The 18,651-nt window shown below is 66.7% G+C and carries 16 protein-coding genes and 2 tRNA genes; 9 read left to right on the forward strand and 9 right to left on the reverse strand.

Annotation, left to right across the window (positions count from 1 at the left end; translation table 11 throughout):
- Positions 1–14 precede the first annotated feature (14 nt).
- The 9 genes from cydB to pgaD all read left to right on the forward strand — a co-directional run bounded on the left by cydB (position 15) and on the right by pgaD (position 9,102).
- Entirely contained in the window at positions 15–1,166 is a 1,152-nt protein-coding gene (gene cydB / locus AC5P8C_RS03685; protein ID WP_019660487.1) for a cytochrome d ubiquinol oxidase subunit II, read from the forward strand.
- A 58-nt stretch (positions 1,167–1,224) separates the two neighbouring features.
- A complete protein-coding gene (gene cydX, locus AC5P8C_RS03690) occupies positions 1,225–1,341 on the forward strand; it encodes a cytochrome bd-I oxidase subunit CydX (protein ID WP_021204639.1) in 117 nt (38 codons plus the stop codon).
- Between the two features lie 55 nt (positions 1,342–1,396).
- A tRNA-Pro gene (locus AC5P8C_RS03695) sits at positions 1,397–1,473 on the forward strand.
- A 140-nt stretch (positions 1,474–1,613) separates the two neighbouring features.
- Positions 1,614–1,690 (forward strand) — tRNA-Pro (locus AC5P8C_RS03700).
- 221 nt (positions 1,691–1,911) lie between these two features.
- Entirely contained in the window at positions 1,912–3,117 is a 1,206-nt protein-coding gene (locus AC5P8C_RS03705) for a CynX/NimT family MFS transporter (protein WP_019660489.1), read from the forward strand.
- 344 nt (positions 3,118–3,461) lie between these two features.
- Positions 3,462–5,489: a poly-beta-1,6 N-acetyl-D-glucosamine export porin PgaA gene (pgaA, locus tag AC5P8C_RS03710; protein ID WP_495218348.1), complete on the forward strand. Its 2,028-nt coding sequence runs from the start codon at positions 3,462–3,464 to the stop codon at positions 5,487–5,489.
- 1 nt (position 5,490) lies between these two features.
- A complete protein-coding gene (pgaB, locus tag AC5P8C_RS03715) occupies positions 5,491–7,377 on the forward strand; it encodes a poly-beta-1,6-N-acetyl-D-glucosamine N-deacetylase PgaB (protein WP_495218349.1) in 1,887 nt (628 codons plus the stop codon).
- A 1-nt stretch (position 7,378) separates the two neighbouring features.
- On the forward strand, positions 7,379–8,635 hold the full coding sequence (gene pgaC / locus AC5P8C_RS03720; protein WP_005414000.1) for a poly-beta-1,6-N-acetyl-D-glucosamine synthase: 1,257 nt from the start codon (positions 7,379–7,381) through the stop codon (positions 8,633–8,635).
- Positions 8,632–9,102 (forward strand): poly-beta-1,6-N-acetyl-D-glucosamine biosynthesis protein PgaD, encoded by a 471-nt coding sequence (pgaD, locus tag AC5P8C_RS03725; protein WP_019660492.1) that lies wholly within the window; start codon positions 8,632–8,634, stop codon positions 9,100–9,102. The genes pgaC and pgaD overlap by 4 nt, the downstream gene beginning before the upstream one ends.
- Positions 9,103–9,237: 135 nt before the next feature.
- Here pgaD and AC5P8C_RS03730 read toward each other — a convergent pair whose 3' ends face one another.
- From AC5P8C_RS03730 to AC5P8C_RS03770, 9 genes are all read right to left on the reverse strand, one after another.
- A complete protein-coding gene (locus AC5P8C_RS03730; protein ID WP_019660493.1) occupies positions 9,238–10,509 on the reverse strand; it encodes a glutamate-5-semialdehyde dehydrogenase in 1,272 nt (423 codons plus the stop codon).
- On the reverse strand, positions 10,506–11,663 hold the full coding sequence (gene proB / locus AC5P8C_RS03735) for a glutamate 5-kinase (protein ID WP_019660494.1): 1,158 nt from the start codon (positions 11,661–11,663) through the stop codon (positions 10,506–10,508). The genes AC5P8C_RS03730 and proB overlap by 4 nt, the downstream gene beginning before the upstream one ends.
- An 11-nt stretch (positions 11,664–11,674) precedes the next feature.
- Positions 11,675–11,938 (reverse strand): YciI family protein, encoded by a 264-nt coding sequence (locus AC5P8C_RS03740; RefSeq protein ID WP_019660495.1) that lies wholly within the window; start codon positions 11,936–11,938, stop codon positions 11,675–11,677.
- A complete protein-coding gene (gene argH, locus AC5P8C_RS03745) occupies positions 11,938–13,233 on the reverse strand; it encodes an argininosuccinate lyase (protein WP_495218350.1) in 1,296 nt (431 codons plus the stop codon). Before argH ends, AC5P8C_RS03740 begins: the two co-directional genes overlap by 1 nt.
- Positions 13,234–13,253: 20 nt before the next feature.
- Positions 13,254–14,207, reverse strand: coding sequence for an N-acetyl-gamma-glutamyl-phosphate reductase (gene argC / locus AC5P8C_RS03750; RefSeq protein WP_019660497.1), 954 nt, complete (start codon positions 14,205–14,207; stop codon positions 13,254–13,256).
- Entirely contained in the window at positions 14,204–14,806 is a 603-nt protein-coding gene (locus AC5P8C_RS03755) for a GNAT family N-acetyltransferase (RefSeq protein WP_019660498.1), read from the reverse strand. Before AC5P8C_RS03755 ends, argC begins: the two co-directional genes overlap by 4 nt.
- Positions 14,807–14,809: 3 nt before the next feature.
- Positions 14,810–16,138, reverse strand: coding sequence for an acetylglutamate kinase (locus AC5P8C_RS03760; protein WP_019660499.1), 1,329 nt, complete (start codon positions 16,136–16,138; stop codon positions 14,810–14,812).
- Between the two features lie 25 nt (positions 16,139–16,163).
- Entirely contained in the window at positions 16,164–17,252 is a 1,089-nt protein-coding gene (locus AC5P8C_RS03765; protein ID WP_111097865.1) for an acetylornithine deacetylase, read from the reverse strand.
- Between the two features lie 148 nt (positions 17,253–17,400).
- Positions 17,401–18,594 (reverse strand): argininosuccinate synthase, encoded by a 1,194-nt coding sequence (locus AC5P8C_RS03770; protein WP_021204186.1) that lies wholly within the window; start codon positions 18,592–18,594, stop codon positions 17,401–17,403.
- Positions 18,595–18,651 lie beyond the last annotated feature (57 nt).

Genomic DNA, 18,651 nt, shown 5'->3' on the forward strand with positions numbered 1-18,651 from the left:
GCAGGAGAACCAAGATGGATTTCATTCTTCTGGACTACACCACGCTGCGCGTGATCTGGTGGCTGCTGCTCGGCATCCTGCTGATCGGTTTTGCCGTGATGGATGGTTTCGACCTGGGCGTAGGCACCCTGCTGCCCTTCGTCGCCCGCACTGACGCCGAACGCCGCCGGGTGATCAACACCATCGGCCCGGTCTGGGAAGGCAACCAGGTGTGGCTGATCCTGGGTGGCGGCGCCATCTTCGCCGCCTGGCCGCCGCTGTACGCGGTCAGCTTCTCTGGCTTCTACCTGGCGATGTTCGTGATCCTGTTCGCCCTGATCCTGCGCCCGGTCGGCTTCAAGTTCCGCAGCAAGATGCCCAGCGAACGCTGGCGCAACACCTGGGACTGGGCGCTGTTCATCGGTGGCTTCATCCCGGCGCTGATCATGGGCGTGGCAGTGGGCAACGTGCTGCTGGGCGTGCCGTTCCATTTCGATGACAGCATGCGCATCTTCTACACCGGCTCGTTCTTCGGCCTGCTGATGCCCTTCGCGCTGCTGGCCGGCCTGCTGAGCGTGTCGATGCTGGTCGCCCACGGTGCCGCCATGCTGGTGATCAAGACCGACGGCGCGGTGGCCGAGCGTGCCGCCCGATTCGGCAGCATCGCGGCGATCATCGCCTTCGTGCTGTTCGCGGTGGGCGGCGCCTGGGTGGCCTTCGGCCTGCCGGGTTACCAGATCACCTCGCAGGTGGTTACCGATGGCGCCACCAATCCGCTGCTGAAGACCGCCGAACTCGGCGCCGCCGGTGGCTGGATGCGCAACTACAGCGCGATGCCGGCCACGATCCTGGCCCCCCTGCTCGGCCTGGCCGGCCTGCTGGCCAGTGCGGTGCTGCTGCGGGCCCGTCGTGGTGGCCTGGCCTTCATCGCCTCCGGTGCGGCCATCGCCGGCGTCATCCTGACCGTCGGCTTCGCCATCTTCCCGTTCCTGCTGCCGTCCTCGAGCCAGCCCACCTCCAGCCTGACCGTGTGGGATGCCTCGTCCAGCCACCTGACCCTGTGGATCATGCTGCTGGCCACGGCGGTGTTCCTGCCGATCATCCTCGCCTACACCACCTGGGTGTACCGCGTGCTGAAGGGCAAGACCACCTCCGAAGAGATGGGCAACAACCCCAACGCGTATTGATTGCTTGCACGTGTGCCGATCAACGGTCGGCACCTACCCGGAATGAAGGAGACTGATCATGTGGTATTTCGCCTGGATTCTCGGTGCCGGCCTCGCCTCGACGGTGGCCATCCTCAACGGCATGTGGTTCGAAGCCCGCGAGCAGAACCGCATCGAGAACGAAAATCGTCGCTGAGATGTAAAAAGACCTTGCCGCCTTGGCCTTCACACGGTATCTTAGGCGGCTCCTTCGGGGTGTAGCTCAGTCTGGTAGAGCGCTACGTTCGGGACGTAGAGGTCGCAGGTTCGAATCCTGTCTCCCCGACCACTTCGGTGGTGGCATTGAAGCCTGGTGATGTCGCCCAGGCTTTTTTGTTCCCTGAAGTGGCACCGCTTTCGCGGTGTGAAGAAAACAGCGTTCACCCCTTGCCGCCATCGGGATGAATCGCTAGAATAGGCGGCTCCCTTCGGGGTGTAGCTCAGTCTGGTAGAGCGCTACGTTCGGGACGTAGAGGTCGCAGGTTCGAATCCTGTCTCCCCGACCACTTCGGTGGTCACCAAGAAGCCTGGAAGACATCACTGTCCTCCGGGTTTTTTTGTACCAGGCGCCAGGCCTCCCGCATGACGGGACCTTGCCAGGCAGCGCACGTACAATGGCCGCGCTGCCGGCCCGCCAGCAGCCCCTCCCCCACCTGCCGCTTCGGCGTAGACCGATGCCGGCGCTGCATGCCATTGCCCCGGCGTGCGACACCTGCAAGGACCACCGATGAGTTCCTCCACTTCCGATTCGCCGTCGCTGCTGCACGGTCGTGTCCTCGCGTTTGCCGCGATCCTGCTGGCAGCGGTCAACCTGCGCACTGCGGTCACCTCGATCACCCCGCTGCTGGACGTACTCGGCCAGCAATTCGGCTTCGGCACCACCATGACCGGCGTGCTGGGCATGCTGCCGACCGCCTCGTTCGCGGTGTTCGGCGTGGCCACGCCGACGCTGGCGCGGCGCCTGGGCCTGGAGCGCACCACGCTGCTGGCGATGGTGATGGCGATGGCCGGCCTGCTGCTGCGCTCCAGCGCCGGCAACGTCGGCACGCTGCTGCTCGGTTCGGTGCTGGCACTGGCCGGCATGGGCATCGGCAACGTGGTGGTGCCGCCGCTGGTGAAGCGCTACTTCGCCAACAAGGTCGGCACCATGAGCACGCTCTACATCAGCGTGCTGCAGCTGGGCACCATGCTGCCCGCATTGCTGGCGGTACCGGTGGCCAACGCCGCTGGCTGGCGCGTGTCGCTGGGCATGTGGGCACTGCTGGCACTGGCCGCAGCATTGCCGTGGCTGGTTCTGGCCAGGCGCGCACCGAAGCCGCAGGCAGATGCCATCGACCCGACCGCACAGCCGCATGGGAAAGTCTGGCGCACCTCACTGGGCTGGAGCATGACGCTGATGTTCGGCATGACTTCGCTGATGACCTATTCGATGTTCACCTGGCTGCCACGCATCGTGGTCGAGGCCGGCGGCACACCGGCCTTTGGTGGCGTGATGGTGGCGGTGTTCTCGGCGCTCGGGCTGCTGCCGTCGCTGGTCATTCCATCCATGGCAGTTCGCATGCAGAACCCGTTTCCGCTGGTGCTGATCGGCTTCTTCTCGTTCGTGATCGCCTTCACCGGCCTGCTGCTGGCACCGATGAAGGCCCCCCTGCTGTGGGCGTGCCTGCTCGGCGTCGGTCCATCCACCTTCCCGCTGGCGCTGACCCTGATCAACCTGCGCACGCGCACCCCCACCGGCTCGGCGGCACTGTCCGGCTTCATGCAGGGCGTGGGTTACAGCTTCAGCTGCCTGGGGCCGTTCCTGGTCGGCTGGCTGCATACGGTCAGCAACGGCTGGACGCTCCCGTTCAGCTTCCTGTTCGGCTGCGCCACCCTGATGCTGTGCGCCTCCTGGGTGGCCTGCAAGCCGCGCAAGCTGGAAGACCTCTGGTAAGCCGCGCAGGGCCTCGCAACCGGCCCCACCTACCGCTCGTCAGCCCGTCTGCGCATTTTGACGCCGGGCTGACAATTCCGGGCGGATAGTGCCCACGAATGCCCATCCTTGCCGCGTGCCGGCATCGGGCATGGGGGCGGCAGCGCCGCCCAGGCCACCATTCGGTGTGCGGGGGACTCTCGTTTCAGACAAGACATTGCAGGTCGCTGTCCGGGTTTGTATCCGTCCTTGCTGGACGGGAATGCACGAAGGGAGTGACGCGGGCCACGGCCACGCCAAAAGCTGGCATGTGATGTGCGTCACATTTCTCAGGTTGTCTGGTTCGGAAGCCAAGGGGGTCCCCAATGGTTGTCCACCGCCGGCTGGCGCTCTGCGTCGGCCTTGCCTGCACCGCCCTGGCCTGGGCCAGCGGCGCCGCCCCGCCTGACCGCGAGGCGGCCTTGGCCGAGATCGGCCGCTACCGCGACCAGGCCCGCTGGCTGGATGCCCTCGGCGCGATCGAGCGCGCCAGCCAAGAGCAACCCAACGACGACCTGCTGTTCAAGCTGCGCGTACTGACCCTGGGCGACATCGGCAACGCCTGGCGCGCCTGGGAGCTGTACCAGCAGCGCCCGCAGCTGTTCGACGCTGCACAGAAGCAGCGCATCGAAGGCGACTACCTGGCCAAGCGGGTGGTGTGGAGCCTGGCCTACAGCAGCAGCGAAGACAGCCGCCTGGAAGAAGCCGAATCGACCCTGGCGCGCATGCAGCGCTACCTGGGCAGCGAAGGCACCCCGCCCGCGCAGGCGCCGCTTCGCGTCCGCATGGACCGGCTGATCCTGCTCAACCGGCTGGGCCGCCATGCGCAGGTGCGCGAGGAAGCCCGCGCACTGCAGGCCGAAGGCCATGCCCTGCCCGACTATGTGCTGCCTGCGGTCGGCGATTCGCTGATGGGCACCCTGCATCCGGAAGAAGCCATACCGGTGCTGCAGGCGGCAGTGGCCGGCGACCCGACACGCGATGCTTCGCATTCGGAACTGGCCTATGCCTACCTGGAGAGCGAGCAGCAGGAAAAGGCGATCGACCTCCTGCAGGCCTGGCGTGACAAGGAGCCGGCGTGGCGCTGGAGCAACGGCAAGTCACCGTACGCGAACTGGTCACGTTACGAGGCCGACCTGAATCTGGCGATGGTACGCGCCTACAGCGGCGACCTGCGCACCGCACAGCATGACCTGGAATCGATGGTCGACATCGCACCGGGCAACGGCGGCCTGCAGAGCGCGCTGGGCAACGTGTACATGATGCGCGGATGGCCAAGCATGGCACTGCAGCGCCAGCAGATGGCACATGCGCTGGACCCTCGCGACATCGAGCCGCGGCTGGGGATGGAGGAGGCCTACGTCGCCCTGCAGCGCGATGACCTGGCAAGGCCACTGCACGACGATCTTGTCGCACGCTACCCGACCCAACCCGCCGTCGAACGCATGGACCAGGCCTGGCGGGCGCATCGCGGTTGGCAGCTGAAGGCATGGACCGACATTGGTCGCAGCTCCGGCGGTGGCGGCACCTCGCCGCTGGGCAACAACGACCGTCACTACGGCATCGAAGTGCAGACACCGGTGCTCGACGACCGCTGGCGGTTGTTCGCCTTGGCCGACAGGCGCTCGGTCGACTTCCAGGACCAGCGCATCGACCCGCTGTGGCTGGGCGCGGGCGTACGCTACCGCTTCGGCCAGCTGGATGCGGAAGCGGCGGTACTGCGCGCCAACGACCACATTGGCGATACCGGCCTGCGCATCGGCGTGGGTTGGCAGTTCAACGATTACTGGCATGCTGGGCTGGTGGCCGCACGCAATGACCCGGAAGCCTCGATGCAGGCGCGCGTGGCGGGCATCACCGCTGACAGCGTGAGCGCGCAGGTCGACTACCGGCGCAGCGAGCTGACCCACTGGATGTTCGGCGCCAGCCGCTTCCGCTACGACGACGGCAACCACCGCGAGCTGTTCAGCACCAGCATCGAACAGCGCCTGCTGACCCGCCCGCGCTGGTTGATCGACGGCCTGGCCAGTGCCTACACCAGCCGGGGCAGCCGCGACGACACGCCCTACTTCAACCCGAAGCGCGACCGCATGGTCGAGATCGGGCTGCGCATCGACCAGCAGCTGTGGCGGCACTACGAGCGCCACTTCCGGCACCGCCTGACGGTCTCGCTGGGTGACTACTGGCAGGACGGCTTCGGCAGCGCTCTGGTCCCTTCGGTGTCCTACATGCACGAATGGCAGCTGGGCCAGGGCCGCGTGTTCGAGTACGGCGTGCGCTGGTCGCGGCCGGTCTACGACGGCCACCGCGAGCGTCATATCGGCTTCGAAGCCGCACTGCGCTGGGGAGAGTGACATGGCCCGCATCCTGCGACTGATCGTGCTCCTGCTGCTGGCCGCCACGCCGCCGGCGTTCGCGCAGCAGGCCCTGCATCTCGATGCCACTGACAACGGCCTGCTGATCCTCAGCTACCACGACATCCGCGACCGGGTCGCGGCCAAGGGCGATGCCGATACCTATGCGGTGAGCACGCAGAACTTCGCCGCACACCTGGACTGGCTCGGCGCGCATGGTTATCACCCGGTCTCGCTGTCGCAGGTGATCGATGCCTCGCAGGGGCGGGCCACGCTGCCGCCCAAGCCTGTGCTGCTGACCTTCGATGACGGCCTGCGCAGCATCTACGACAAGGCCTTCCCATTGCTGCAGGCCTACCGCTACCCGGCGCTGGTGGCGGTGATCACCGATTACGTGGACATGGCTCCGGGCCGCACCATCGACTACGGCTACCGCCCGTTCGGCCGCGATGACTTCGTCACCTGGGCGCAGCTGAAGCAGATGCACGACAGCGGCCTGATCGAAGTGGCCAGCCACACCGACGACCTGCACCACGGAGTGCTTGCCAATCCGCAGGGCAATTCGACGCCAGCGGTGGTCACCCGCATCTACCGGCCGGCCACGCGCAGCTACGAGAGCGAGGCGCAGTACGAGCAGCGCCTGCGCGCCGATCTCGGCCGCAGCGTGCAGCGCATCCAGCAGCATCTGGGCGTGCGCCCGCGCGCCATTGTCTGGCCGTACGCCGCCTACAACCAGTTGAGCAACGACATCGCCGAACAGCTGGGCATGCCGGTGTCCTTCGATCTGGAAGGCCGCAGCACGCCAGTGACCAGCGACCTGCATGGGCTGGCGCGCTTCCTGGTCAGCGACAACCCGACCGTGGAGGGCCTGGCCTACGAGCTGCGCCGCGATGTCGCGCTCGATGGCATCCGTGCCCTGCAGATCGACCTGGATGATGTCTACGACGCAGACCCGGCGCAGCAGGCACGCAACCTCGATGTGCTGGTCGAGCGGGTCAAACGCATCTCGCCCACCCACGTCTACCTGCAGGCCTTCGCCGATCCCGACGGTAACAACACCGCCGATGCACTGTACTTCCCCAACCGGCACATGCCGATGCGTGCGGACCTGTTCAGCCGGGTCGCCTGGCAGCTGAAGTCGCGCGCGGGGGTGAAGGTCTACGCATGGCTGCCGGTGCTCGGCTTCGAGCTGCCCGAACCCGTGCAGCGCAAGGCACTGGCGATCCGCAACGGCGATCCCGATGGCATGTACCGGCTGGACTTCACCAATCCGAAGGCCCGCCAGATCATGCTCGACATCTACGAGGACTTGGCGGTCAACTCGTACTTCGAAGGCCTGCTCTTCCATGACGATGGCTATCTACGCGACACAGAACTGCCGACGCTGGCGGCCGGCGACGATGGCAGCGCTCGCACCCGGGCGCTGATCGACTTCACCCTGGCCCTGCGCGACAGTGCGCAGCGTTGGCGGCCGAAGCTGGCCACGGTGCGCAACCTGTACGCGGAGCCGGTGCTGCGTCCGCAGAGCGAGGCCTGGTTCGCGCAGCGCCTGGACCTGTTCAACAAGGCCTACGACCAGACCGCACTGATGGCGATGCCGTGGATGGAAGGCAGCAGGCATCCGGAACGCTGGCTCGACCAGCTGCTGGCCGCGGTGCGCGCGCACGATCCCCAGTTGCAGCACACCCTGTTCGAACTGCAGACCGTCGATTGGCGCAGCGGGCAACCGATTCCCGCCGAGCGGCTGCGCGCGCAGATCCGCCAGCTGCAGGCGCAGGGCGTGCACCACTTCGCCTGGTACCCGGATGACTTCATCGCCGGCCAGCCTTCCACCCATGATGCCCGCGCGGCGATGTCCGCCGGCAACTTCCCGTACCCGGAGAAGTGACATGGACATGCATCCGCTGCTGCAGGTCCTGTTCCAGTTCGCCTTCTACTACCCGATGGTGATGGCGTTCTTCTGGATGTCGGGCGGCCTGTATTACTACTTCCGGCGCGAACGCCATTCGCGCCCACGCAACGACCCGCCGCTGATGGTCGATCCACCGTTCGCGAGCCTGTTGATTCCCTGCCACAACGAGTCCGCGAACCTCGACGACACGCTCGGCGCGGCGCTGGCACAGCGCTATCCGGCCGACTACGAGGTGATCGCCATCGACGATGGCAGCAGTGATGACACCGGCGCCCGGCTCGACGTGCTGGCGGCGAAGCATCCGCGGCTGCGCGTGCTGCACCTTGACCGCAACCTCGGCAAGGCCAACGCGCTGCGCATGGGTGCGCTGGCGGCCCGCTCGGAGTACCTGGTGTGCATCGATGGCGATGCCATGCTGGAGGAACACGCCCTGCACTGGATGGTCTGGCACCTGGTCAGCGGCAACCGCGTCGGTGCGGTCACCGGCAACCCGCGCATCCGCAACCGTTCCACCCTGCTTGGACGCCTGCAGGTGGCCGAATTCTCCTCGATCATCGGCATGATCAAGCGCGCGCAGCGCGTGTACGGGCGCATCTTCACCATCTCCGGAGTGATCGCAGGCTTTCGCCGCACCGCCCTGCACCAGGTCGGCTGGTGGTCGGACGACATGGTGACCGAGGACATCGACATCAGCTGGCGCCTGCAGCGGGCGCATTGGGACATCCGCTACGAACCCAACGCGCTGTGCTTCATCCTGATGCCGGAAACGCTGAAGGGCCTGTGGCGGCAACGGCTGCGCTGGGCGCAGGGTGGCGTGGAAGTGATGCTGCGGCATGCGCGTTCACTGCTGCACTGGAAGGAGCGGCGCATGTGGGGCGTACTGCTGGAGTACGTGCTGAGCGTTATCTGGGCCTACACCATGTTGTTCATCGTGGTGCTGTGGGTGCTGGGCAAACTCATCGACATGCCGCCGCAGCTGTACATCGCCAGCCTGCTGCCGCAATGGCATGGCGTGATCCTGGCCCTGGTCTGCCTGATGCAGTTCGCCAGCAGCCTGATCATCGACCGTCGTTACGAAACACAGATTGGACGCAACTACTTCTGGGTCATCTGGTACCCGATGGCGTACTGGCTGATCAGTCTTTCCACCACCCTGGTGGCGTTGCCGAAGACCCTGCTGCGCCGTCGCAGCAAGCGCGCCACCTGGACCAGTCCCGATCGGGGGATCCGATGAACGCACAACGCCCGTCCAACCGCTTCGACTCGCGGATGATCCGCAAGCCGCATCGCCAACCACGCTTCCAGCGCACCGCCTGGGGCTTCGTCACCCTCGCGTTCTGGGGGTTCTACTTCTACCTGTGGGCACCGTTGGTGACCCTGTTCTCGTGGCTGATCGGCGGCCAGCTGGCCTGGCAGCAGCTGTACGAACGGCAAAGCCACTTCGACCCCTATGTGCTGGTGGCACTGCCGCTGATGCTGCTGTGTGCCAGCGTGCTGCTGATCGGCTGGGCCGAGTACAACCGCGCGCGCTTCCGTGGCCACGAGCGACGCCTGCCGCGACCACTGGCCAGCCTCAATGAAGTCGCGGCCGATCTGGGTGCCAGCACCGGCCTTGCCGAGCGCCTGCTGGGCTGCAAGGCCGCCACGCTGCACATGGACGATCACGCGCGGCCGATCGGTATCCGCCGCGAGGTGGTGTGACGCCCCGGTAGTCGCCGACCCGGGTCGGCGCTTGCTTTGGTAGCTGCCGATCCTGGTCGGCGCTTGGGCCTGGTGGGCGCCGACCTTGGTCGGCACCGGGGTCTACCGCGAAGTGCATCCGCGCATCGCGTGGATCTACTTGCGCGTCTGCCCTTCGCCGCGCACGACAAATCGTTCGACGGTGAGTGCTTCCAGGCCCATTGGGCCGTACGCATGCAGGCGCGTGGTGGAAATGCCGATCTCGCTGCCCAGGCCCAGCTGGCCACCGTCGGAGAAGCGCGACGAGGCATTGACCATCACTACCGCCGAGCGCAGCGCGGTGACGAAGCGCTCGGCATGGCCGGCGTCTTCGGTGGCGATCACTTCGGTATGGTCGGAGGTATAGGCACGGATGTGCGCGATGGCCGCCTCGAGGTCATCAACCACGCGCACGGCCAGCACCAGGTCGAGGAACTCGGCAGCGTAGTCGTCTTCGCTGGCGGCGGTGCTGCCCGGCAGCAGCGGCTGCGCGTTCGTGTCGGCGCGCAGCTCCACGCCACGCTCACCGAGCGCCTGCGCCACGCGCGGCAGGAAGGCTTCGGCCACATCACGATGCACCAGCAGGGTTTCCAGCGAGTTGCAGGCCGACGGACGGCTGCACTTGCCGTCCACCAGAAGGTCGATGGCTTTGCCGAGGTCGGCGCTGGCATCCACGAACAGGTGGCAGACACCCTTGTAGTGCTTGATCACCGGCACCCGCGCATGCTCGGCAACGAAGCGGATCAGGCCTTCGCCGCCGCGCGGAATCGCCAGATCGATCAGTTCATGCAGCTGCAGCAGTTCCAGCATTGCTTCGCGGCGCAGGTCGGTCAGCACGGTCACTGCCGCCGCCGGTACGCCATTGGCCTGCAGGGCGCCGGCCAGCGCCTGGGCGATGGCGGTGTTGGAGTGGATCGCTTCGGAACCACCGCGCAGGATCACGCCATTGCCGGCCTTCAGGCACAGCGCGGCCGCTTCGGCGGTCACGTTCGGGCGCGCCTCGTAGATCATCGCGATCACGCCCAGCGGCACGCGCACCTTCTGCACGCGGATGCCGTTTGGACGCACATCGTCGCGGGTGATCTGGCCGACGGGATCGGGCAGCGCGGCGACCTCTCGCACGGCTTCGGCCATCGCGAACAGGCGTGCCGGGTCCAGCGCCAGGCGGTCGAGCATGGCACTGCCAATGCCTTTCTCGCGCGCAGCGGCAAGGTCGCGCGCATTACCGGCCAGGATCAGCCCGGCATTCACTTCCAGTGCCTGGGCCATCGCCAGCAGCAGCGTGCGGCGCGTCGCACTGTCGAGGCCGGCAACGGTCTGGGCCGCGTCACGGCAGGCACGCGCCTGCGCTTCGATGTCGCTCATCGGCGAGTCCTTCAATCCGGTCATGGCAGCACCAGGTCGTCTCGATGGACGACGCTACCGCCGTAGTTGTAGCCCAGCACGGCCTCGATGTCGCGCGAATGGCGGCCGGCGATCCGGCGCACATCATCGGCCGCGTACTGGCTGACTCCGCGCGCCACGCAGACGCGGCCCTGTGGCGCGTTCCAGCACACCTGCACCATGTCGCCACGGCGGAACATGCCCTCCGCGCCGGTGATGCCGCCGGGCAGCAGCGAGGCGCCCTTCTCGCGCATCGCCTGCGCCGCGCCGGCATCGATCACGATCGCACCCTCGACCAGCGGCGCGTGCCGCAGCCAGTGCTTGCGTGCCGCCTCGCGGCTGCGCGCAGCGTGAATGCGGGTGCCGAACAGGCGGTCCTGCGCCAGCGCGCGCACCACGTCACCGCTGCGGCCGTTGAACAGATAGGTTTCGATGCCAAGGCGCCCGGCCTTCGCCGCCGCCTCCAGCTTGGTCCGCATGCCGCCGGTACCAGCCCGTGAGCCGGCGCCACCGGCCATCGCCAGCACCTCGTCACTCAATTCCGGTACGTCGTGCAACGGCCGCGCGTCGGCCACGGTGCGCGGGTCGGCACTGTACAGGCCGTCGATATCGGTGGCGATGAACAGTGCATCGGCATCGACCAGCGCCGCCACCGTCGCCGCCAGGTTGTCGTTGTCGCCAAGCTTGAGCTCGTCCACCGACACGGTGTCGTTCTCGTTGACCACCGGTAATGCTCCCAGCCGCAGCAGTTCGTTGAGCGTAGCGCGTGCGTTGAGGTAGCGGCGACGGTTGCGCAGGTCGTCATGGGTCAGCAACACCTGCGCCACCGGACGCTCGAAGAAGCGCTGCCAGAGCCCGATCAGTTGGGCCTGGCCGAGCGCGGCCAGCGCCTGGCGCGCCGCCATCGCCGCACCGGGCTCATCGGCCCGCGGCAGGATCGCGCGCCCGGCCGCAACCGCACCGGACGACACGATCACCACCTCACGTCCGGCCAGTACATTGGCAGAAACGAACTGTGCCAGGCCCAGCGCGTGGCGGGGCGACAGGCCGCCGCCATCGGCGGCGAGCAGGCTGCTGCCCACTTTCAGCACCGCACGCCGCCACGGCGGCAGCGCCTGTTCCGGGAACGGCGAAGCGACGTGGCTGGCATGCAGAGTCATCAGTCAGGGCCTCAGCGGGTGTTCCATTCGTGCACGGTCAGGTCGGAGGCATGCATCGTCACCAGCGGATCGGTGGCGACGATGGCCTGCGCCTGCGCCAGGCTGTCCACGTTGCACAGCACATAGGCGCCACCACTGCCGTCGGCGAAACCACCAGTCAGCTGCAGCTTGCCCTGCGCCTGCAACGCATCGAGGAAATCGCGGTGCGGCTGCACCGCTGCATCGTTGAAGTCCGGCCGGCGCATCGCCATCACCAGGTAGACAGTGCCCGCCATCAGGACAGCGCCTGCCAGCGCGCGCGCAGTTCGTCCAGGCGCAGGTCGGCGGCCGAACCCGGCGACACGCGCGCGGCGAGGCTGCCTTCCGGGGTACGCCCCTGCCCTGCACTGTCGGCACCGGCAGCTGCGGCCTTGTAGGCCTCACGGAACGGCACGCCGGCCACGGCCGCTTCCACCGCCACGTCGGTGGCATACATGCCCGAATCGATGGCCGCACGCAGCTTGTCGTCACGCCATTCCAGATTGGCCAGCAGCGCCGGCAGCAGTTCCAGCGCGGCCAGGCCACGGCCGAAGCCGTGGAAGATGGCCCCCTTGGACGACTGCAGGTCGCGATGGTAGCCGGACGGCAGCGACAGCAGCTGCTCGATCTCGGTGCGCGCGGCGGCGACGCTGGCGTGGGTGGCACGCATCAGCTCGATCACATCCGGATTGCGCTTGTTGGGCATGATCGAACTGCCGGTGGTGTACTGCGCCGGCAGCGCGACGAAGCCGAACTCGGCGCTGGTGAACAGTGACAGGTCCCAGGCAATGCGGCGCAGGTCCAGCGTGGCGCCACCGAGCGCTTCCAGTGCAGCCAGCTCGAACTTGCCACGCGACAGCTGCGCATAGATCGGCGAGATCTGCATGCGCGCGAAGCCGAGCGCCGCCGTGGTGTGCTCGCGGTCCAGCGGCAGGTTCACGCCGTAGCCGGCAGCGGTACCCAACGGATTGGCGTCGACCAGCGCATGGGTATCGCGGGCGCGGATGGCGTTGTCGATGAAGGCCTCGGCCCAGCCCGCCCACCACATGCCGGCCGAGGACACTACGGCGCGCTGGATGTGGGTGTAGCCGGGAATCGGCAGGTCCTTCTCGGCCTGTGCGCGGTCCAGCGCAACCTTGGCCGCTTCGGCGCTGAGCTGTGCCACGCGCTGCAGCTTCTCCTTCAGCCAGAGGCGGGTGGCGACCAGGATCTGGTCGTTGCGGCTGCGGCCGGTGTGGATCTTGCGGCCGGCATCGCCGAGGCGTTCGGTCAGGCGCGCTTCGATCGCCGAGTGGCCATCCTCATACTGGGTATCGAGCACGAAGCGGCCTTCGCGGAAATCCTGCGCCAGGATCTCCAGTTCGCGCAGCAGGCCGTCCAGCTCGTCGGCACTGAGGATGCCGATGTGCTGCAGGCCTTGTGCATGTGCGGCGCTGGCAGCGATGTCATGCAGGAAGAACTCGCGGTCGAGGATCACGTCGTCGCCGGCGAGGAAGGTCTGGATCTGGGCGTCGACGGCGACGCCGGGCTTCTGCCAAAGAAGGTCTGCCATGGGGGCTCCGGAATGCGTATTCAGTGCGGGATCGACGTCAGTTCGTCGATGCCAAGCGCGAGGTTGAGGTTCTGCATGGCCTGGGTGGCCGCGCCCTTCAGCAGGTTGTCCAGGGTCGCCACCACCACGACCCGCTTGCCGCCCGGGGCCAGGGTGAAGCCACCGACCTGGGCACCGTGGCGACCGGCAATGCGGCTGACCCACGGCGCTTCATCCACCACGTCGATCAGGGGTTCGCCGGCATAGGCCTGCTGGAAGCGCTCGACGATCTGCTCGCGGGTCTGCACCCGGTTCAGCCAAAGATTGGCGGTGAGCGTGATGCCACGGAAATGCGGCGCGACGTGCGGCATGAATTCGACCGCCACGCCCAGCTGCACGGACACTTCGCGCTCGTGCACGTGGTTGGTCAGCGCGTAGGGCATCAGGTTGTCGGCCAGCAGTTCGACGTTGTTCTTGTCCGACGGCGTGGTACCGGCACCGGAGTAGCCGGAGACACCGAAGCACTGCGGCGGACCGGCCAGCAGGTCCAGCAGCGGATGCACCGCCAGCTGCATGGCGGTGGCATAACAGCCCGGGTTGCTGATGTGCTTCTGGCCGTTGTAGCGGCCACGGGTCAGCTCCGGCAGGCCGTAATACCAGCTGTTGTCGAAGCGGTAGTCGGCCGAGAGGTCGACGATGACGGTGTCCGCCTTCTCCGCCTCCAGCGCGGCCACGAACGGCGCGGCCAGGCCGTTGGGCAGGGCCAGGATCACCGCATCCACGCCCTTGGCCGCCACCGCGTCGGCGTCCAGGTTCTCGTACTGCAGATCGCCCTGGAATTCCGGGTGATGGTCGGACAGGCGCTGCCCGGCGCGCTCGCGCGAGGAGACGAAAGCCAGTTCCAGCCGCGGATGGGCGGCCACCAGCTTGATCAGCTCGGCGCCGGTATGGCCGCGGGCACCGACGATGCCAAGGGTAAAGGTCGAATCGTTCATGCGTGGCTGTCCAGGCGGTACTGCAGGTGGCGCTTCACGCCCTGCCATTCCGCATCGATGATGGAGAAGATGACGGTATCGCGCGGCGTGCCATCGGCATGCCGCTTGTGGTTGCGCAGCACGCCATCCTGCTTGGCGCCCAAGCGCGCGATGGCGGTGCGCGAGGTGACGTTGAACCAGCTGGTTTCCAGTACCACGCTGATGCAGCCCATGGCCTCGAAGGCGTGCTGCAGCAGCAACAGCTTGGCTTCGGTGTTGGCGCCGGTGCGCTGCACGCGCGGCGTGTACCAGGTGTAGCCGAGGCTGAGCCTGGGCACGCTGGCATCCATGTCGTAGAAGCGCGTGCTGCCGATGATGTCACCCGCCGCATCACGGATCACGAACGGCAGCACCTTGCCTTCGCTCTGCGCCTGCAACGCGGCCCGCACATAGGCCTCGGCCTGTTCCGGCGATGGCACCTGGGTGTACCAGAGCTGGTCCAGGCCGCTGCCTTCAAGCGCATCGCGCAGGCCGGGCACGTGCTCCATCTGCAGCGGCTGCAGGGTTACGTGCTGGCCGCGCAGGGTAGGAACCGTGTTCCAAGCATCGAGGTTGCTCATTGCTCAGCCCTGCAGGCTCGGGGTGCGCTGCGCGCAATGATCGACATAGGTCTTGATCCGGTCGATGCCATCGGCACCGAACCAGAATACCTTCCACTGATCCTGCTTGTAGCAGCCATCGGACTCGGCGTAGTAGAAGTGATTGATCGGGTTGCCATGGCGCGAGCGCCAGAACAGCTGCGGCGTTTCTTCCAGCATCACGTTCCAGACCGCACGGCCGAGGCCTTCGCCCTGTGCGTCGTCGAGCACGGCGAACTTGTCCAGGTACACGCCTTCGGCCTCGTCGGTGAGGATGACCGCGGTGCGGTAGTTCTCGCTGACGTAGGCGCGCAGCAGCCTGGTCTTCTGGAAATAGTCCGGCACCAGGGTGCGGCCGAAGCTGGATTCGATCAGGCCCTTCAGGCGCGGCAGGTCCAGTTCGTTCCAGGCGGTGGCGCGCAGCACTTTTTCGCCCTTGCGCACCAGCGTGCCCGAGCCCTTGTGGGTGAACAGTTCCTTGGCCAGGTCGGCCGGGCGGGTGATCGACACCGACGATTCCAGCGGCAGGCGATCGAGCAGATCCTTGATCTGTTCGATCTTCACCTTCATGCCGCCGTGGATCCACGGCTGCGCGATCAGGTGGTCGTACTCGGTGGACAGGTTGATCGAATCGATCACGTTGCCCGCCTCGTCCAGCAGGCCGCCGGTGCCGGTCAGGAAGATGATCTTGTACGGCTGCAGTTCCTGCACCAGCTCGTTGGCGGCGAAGTCGGCGTTGACGTTGAGGATCTGGCCACCGGCGGTTTCACCCAGGCTGGTGATGACCGGGATCGAGCCCGCACGCAGGCTGGCCTCGATCGGCGCCAGGTTGACCTTCTTCACCTCGCCGACCAGGCCGTAGGTATCCACGTCCAGGTACTCGGCCTCGAACACGCCACCGGTGATGGAGGTGGCGCGCGCGCCGTTCTGCTGCAGCGCCTCGACCAGGCGCAGGTTGGACTGCTGGAACACCCGGCGCACGATCGCCAGTGCTTCCGGCGAAGTCACGCGCAGGCCGTTCACGGTCTGCTTGTCGATGCCGGCCGCCGACAGCTCGGCATCCAACTGCGGGCCGGCGCCGTGCAGCACGATCGGGGTCAGCCCGACTTCCTGCAGGAACGACAGCGAAGAGGTCAGCGCGTCGAGATCGTCGCGCAGCACCGCGCCGCCGACCTTGACCACGGCGAAGCGCTTGGCATCCAGCTGCGAAAAGCGCTTGAGGTACTGGCTGATCTCCTTCGCGCTGGCCATGCTGGAAAGCAGGCGCACGATGGTCTGGCGGGTCTGGCGGTGGGGCTGGAGGGCAGGAGACATTTCGGTTTCGTCGGAAAGGGAAGAATCAGGCGCCGGCGGCGATGATGCGGTGCACGGCGTCGGTGTAGCGCTGCAGCTGGTCCAGCGTCACGAACTCATCGGCGGTGTGGGCCTGGGCAATATCGCCCGGACCAAACACCAGGGTGGTGTAACCGGCGGCGGAGAACAGCGAGGCCTCGGTCCAGAAGTCCACGGCGTTGCCGATCGGCAGCTCAAGCGCGTCGGCCACGTCACGTGCCAGCAGGCGGCGGTTCTCGGCTTCGGCGATGTCGCCGGCCGGCAGGCTGGGGCCACGGAAGGTCTCGGTGAATACCGCCGCTTCCGGCTCGGCGAACCCGGCGAAGGTGGCCAGCAACGCGTCGATGTTCATCGACGGCAGCGGCCGGAAACCGAAGCGCACTTCGGCAGCGGGCGCGATCATGTTGGCCTTGATCCCGCCTTCGACGCGACCGATGTTGAAGCGCAGGCCCGTCAGCCCACCGAAGCGCGCCGAAGCCAGCGATTCCACATGGTCCAGCGCGCGGTTGCCCCAGCGCATCGCCTGGTGCAGCGCGCTGGCAGCCGCATCCTGCTTGCCCGAGGCGTGCCCGGCACGACCGGCGAACTGCATCAGCACCGAGCTGATGCCGCGATGCGCCAGCACCGCTTCGCTCATGGTCGGCTCGGCCACCAGCACCGCTTCATACGGCAGGCCACGGGCCAGGAACGCGGCGATGCAGCGCGGATCGTTGGCTTCTTCATCGCTGGAGAACAGGAAGGCCGCGTCACCGTCGCTGGCATTGGCTGCGGCCACCAGTGCGGCGGCCGCGCCCTTGATGTCACACACGCCCAGACCGACCACGCGGTCGTCCAGGCGGCGCATCACGTGCGGGTCGGCGCTCCAGTGCGGCGAATCGGGCACGGTATCAAGATGTACGTTGAACAGGTACTTCGGCGTCCCGCGCACGGCGTACAGGCTGACCGCACCGGCGCCGTGGTCGATCACCTCGACGTTGAAGCCGGGCAGGTTCGCGCGCAGGTAATCGAAGATGCCACCGGTGGTGATCGCGCGCGGCGGGTTGCGGGTGTCGAAGGACACCAGGACCTGCAGGTGATCGAGCGTCTGTTCAAGCATGAAACAAAGATCCTGTGGAATTCCGCCGGGCATGGCCCGGCGCTACCGTGATGCGTCTGGTGGAGAGCCCCCTTCTTGTTGAAGGGGGCGCGCCAACGGCGCAGGGTTAAGGTGGAATGCGCGGGAGACGCGCGCGCAATTCAATCGCTCAGCGATTGACTTGCGCGTAAAGCGTCGAGCTCATACCGAACAGCTTGATGAAGCCTTCAGCCTCCTCCACGCCCCAGTCGGCCGACTGCGCGTAGGTGGCACCCTTGGTGTTGAGCAGGTGCGGCGACTTCACGGCCACCGCATCGACGCGGCCACCACGGGTTTCCAGCACCACTTCACCGTTGACCTTGGCCTGCGAGGACTTCAGGAAGGCTTCGATGTCGGTCTTCAGCGGGTCGTGGTAGAAGCCTTCGTACACCAGCTCCACCCACTTGCGCGCCACGTCCGGCTTGAAGCGGTTCTGCTGCTTGGTCAGCACCGCATCTTCCAGCGCGCGGTGTGCGGCCAGCAGCGAGACCAGGCCCGGGGCCTCGAACACGATGCGGCCCTTCAGGCCGATCACGGTGTCGCCGGTGTAGACGCCGCGACCGACGCCATACGGGGCGAACAGCTTGTTGAGCTGGGCCAGGATCTGGTCGCCCGGCAGCGCCTTGCCGTTCAGTTCAACCGCTTCGCCTTCAATGAACTTCAGGGTGACGGTCAGCGCTTGTTCCGGCCATTCGCTGCGCGGCGAGCACCAGCCACGCGCACCTTCGCCCGGGGTTTCCCAACGGTCGATCTCGCCACCGGACATGGTCACGCCCAGCAGGTTCTCGTTGATGGTGTAGGCCTGCTGCTTGGCGCGCACGCCGAAGCCGCGCTCTTCCAGGTATTTCTGCTCGTAGGCACGGGTCTGGGTGTGTTCCTTCTGGATCTCGCGGATCGGCGCGATGATCTGGTAGTCACCCAGCGCCTTCACGGCCAGGTCGAAGCGGACCTGGTCATTGCCCATGCCGGTGCAGCCGTGGGCGATGATGTTGGTGCCCAGTTCGGCGGCACGCTTCAGCGCGGCATCCACGATCAGGTAGCGGTCCGACACCAGCAGCGGGTACTGGCCCTGGTAGCCTTCGCCGGCCCACACGAACGGCTTGACGAAGCCTTCCCAGATCGCCGGGCCACCGTTCACAGTGACATGGCTGGTCACGCCCAGCTCGGCGGCACGCTTCTCGATGAAATCGCGCTCTTCATCATCCACGCCGCCGGTGTCGGCGAACACGGTGTGCACGTTGTAGCCACGCTCCTGCAGGTAGGGCACGCAGAAGCTGGTATCCAGGCCGCCGGAGAAGGCGAGAACGACGTCTTTATTGCTCATGGGGAGGGTATGTCCTGGTAGCGCCGGGCCGTGCCCGGCGGAAATGATTGAATCGGA

It is taken from the genome of Stenotrophomonas sp. YJH_SMC_46 (assembly GCF_059370315.1).

Excerpts from the sequence above, each read along its gene's own strand:
- AC5P8C_RS03770 (WP_021204186.1), bottom strand. The coding sequence starts at position 18,594 with ATGAGCAATAAAGACGTCGTTCTCGCCTTCTCCGGCGGCCTGGATACC.
- proB (WP_019660494.1), bottom strand. The coding sequence starts at position 11,663 with ATGACTCTGCATGCCAGCCACGTCGCTTCGCCGTTCCCGGAACAGGCG.
- argC (WP_019660497.1), bottom strand. The coding sequence starts at position 14,207 with ATGAACGATTCGACCTTTACCCTTGGCATCGTCGGTGCCCGCGGCCAT.
- AC5P8C_RS03765 (WP_111097865.1), bottom strand. The coding sequence starts at position 17,252 with ATGCTTGAACAGACGCTCGATCACCTGCAGGTCCTGGTGTCCTTCGAC.
- AC5P8C_RS03740 (WP_019660495.1), bottom strand. The coding sequence starts at position 11,938 with ATGGCGGGCACTGTCTACCTGGTGATGGCGATGCGCCGGCCGGACTTC.
- argH (WP_495218350.1), bottom strand. The coding sequence starts at position 13,233 with ATGGCAGACCTTCTTTGGCAGAAGCCCGGCGTCGCCGTCGACGCCCAG.
- AC5P8C_RS03705 (WP_019660489.1), top strand. The coding sequence starts at position 1,912 with ATGAGTTCCTCCACTTCCGATTCGCCGTCGCTGCTGCACGGTCGTGTC.
- cydX (WP_021204639.1), top strand. The coding sequence starts at position 1,225 with ATGTGGTATTTCGCCTGGATTCTCGGTGCCGGCCTCGCCTCGACGGTG.
- pgaA (WP_495218348.1), top strand. The coding sequence starts at position 3,462 with ATGGTTGTCCACCGCCGGCTGGCGCTCTGCGTCGGCCTTGCCTGCACC.
- cydB (WP_019660487.1), top strand. The coding sequence starts at position 15 with ATGGATTTCATTCTTCTGGACTACACCACGCTGCGCGTGATCTGGTGG.
- pgaC (WP_005414000.1), top strand. The coding sequence starts at position 7,379 with ATGGACATGCATCCGCTGCTGCAGGTCCTGTTCCAGTTCGCCTTCTAC.
- AC5P8C_RS03730 (WP_019660493.1), bottom strand. The coding sequence starts at position 10,509 with ATGACCGGATTGAAGGACTCGCCGATGAGCGACATCGAAGCGCAGGCG.
- AC5P8C_RS03755 (WP_019660498.1), bottom strand. The coding sequence starts at position 14,806 with ATGAGCAACCTCGATGCTTGGAACACGGTTCCTACCCTGCGCGGCCAG.
- pgaB (WP_495218349.1), top strand. The coding sequence starts at position 5,491 with ATGGCCCGCATCCTGCGACTGATCGTGCTCCTGCTGCTGGCCGCCACG.
- pgaD (WP_019660492.1), top strand. The coding sequence starts at position 8,632 with ATGAACGCACAACGCCCGTCCAACCGCTTCGACTCGCGGATGATCCGC.
- AC5P8C_RS03760 (WP_019660499.1), bottom strand. The coding sequence starts at position 16,138 with ATGTCTCCTGCCCTCCAGCCCCACCGCCAGACCCGCCAGACCATCGTG.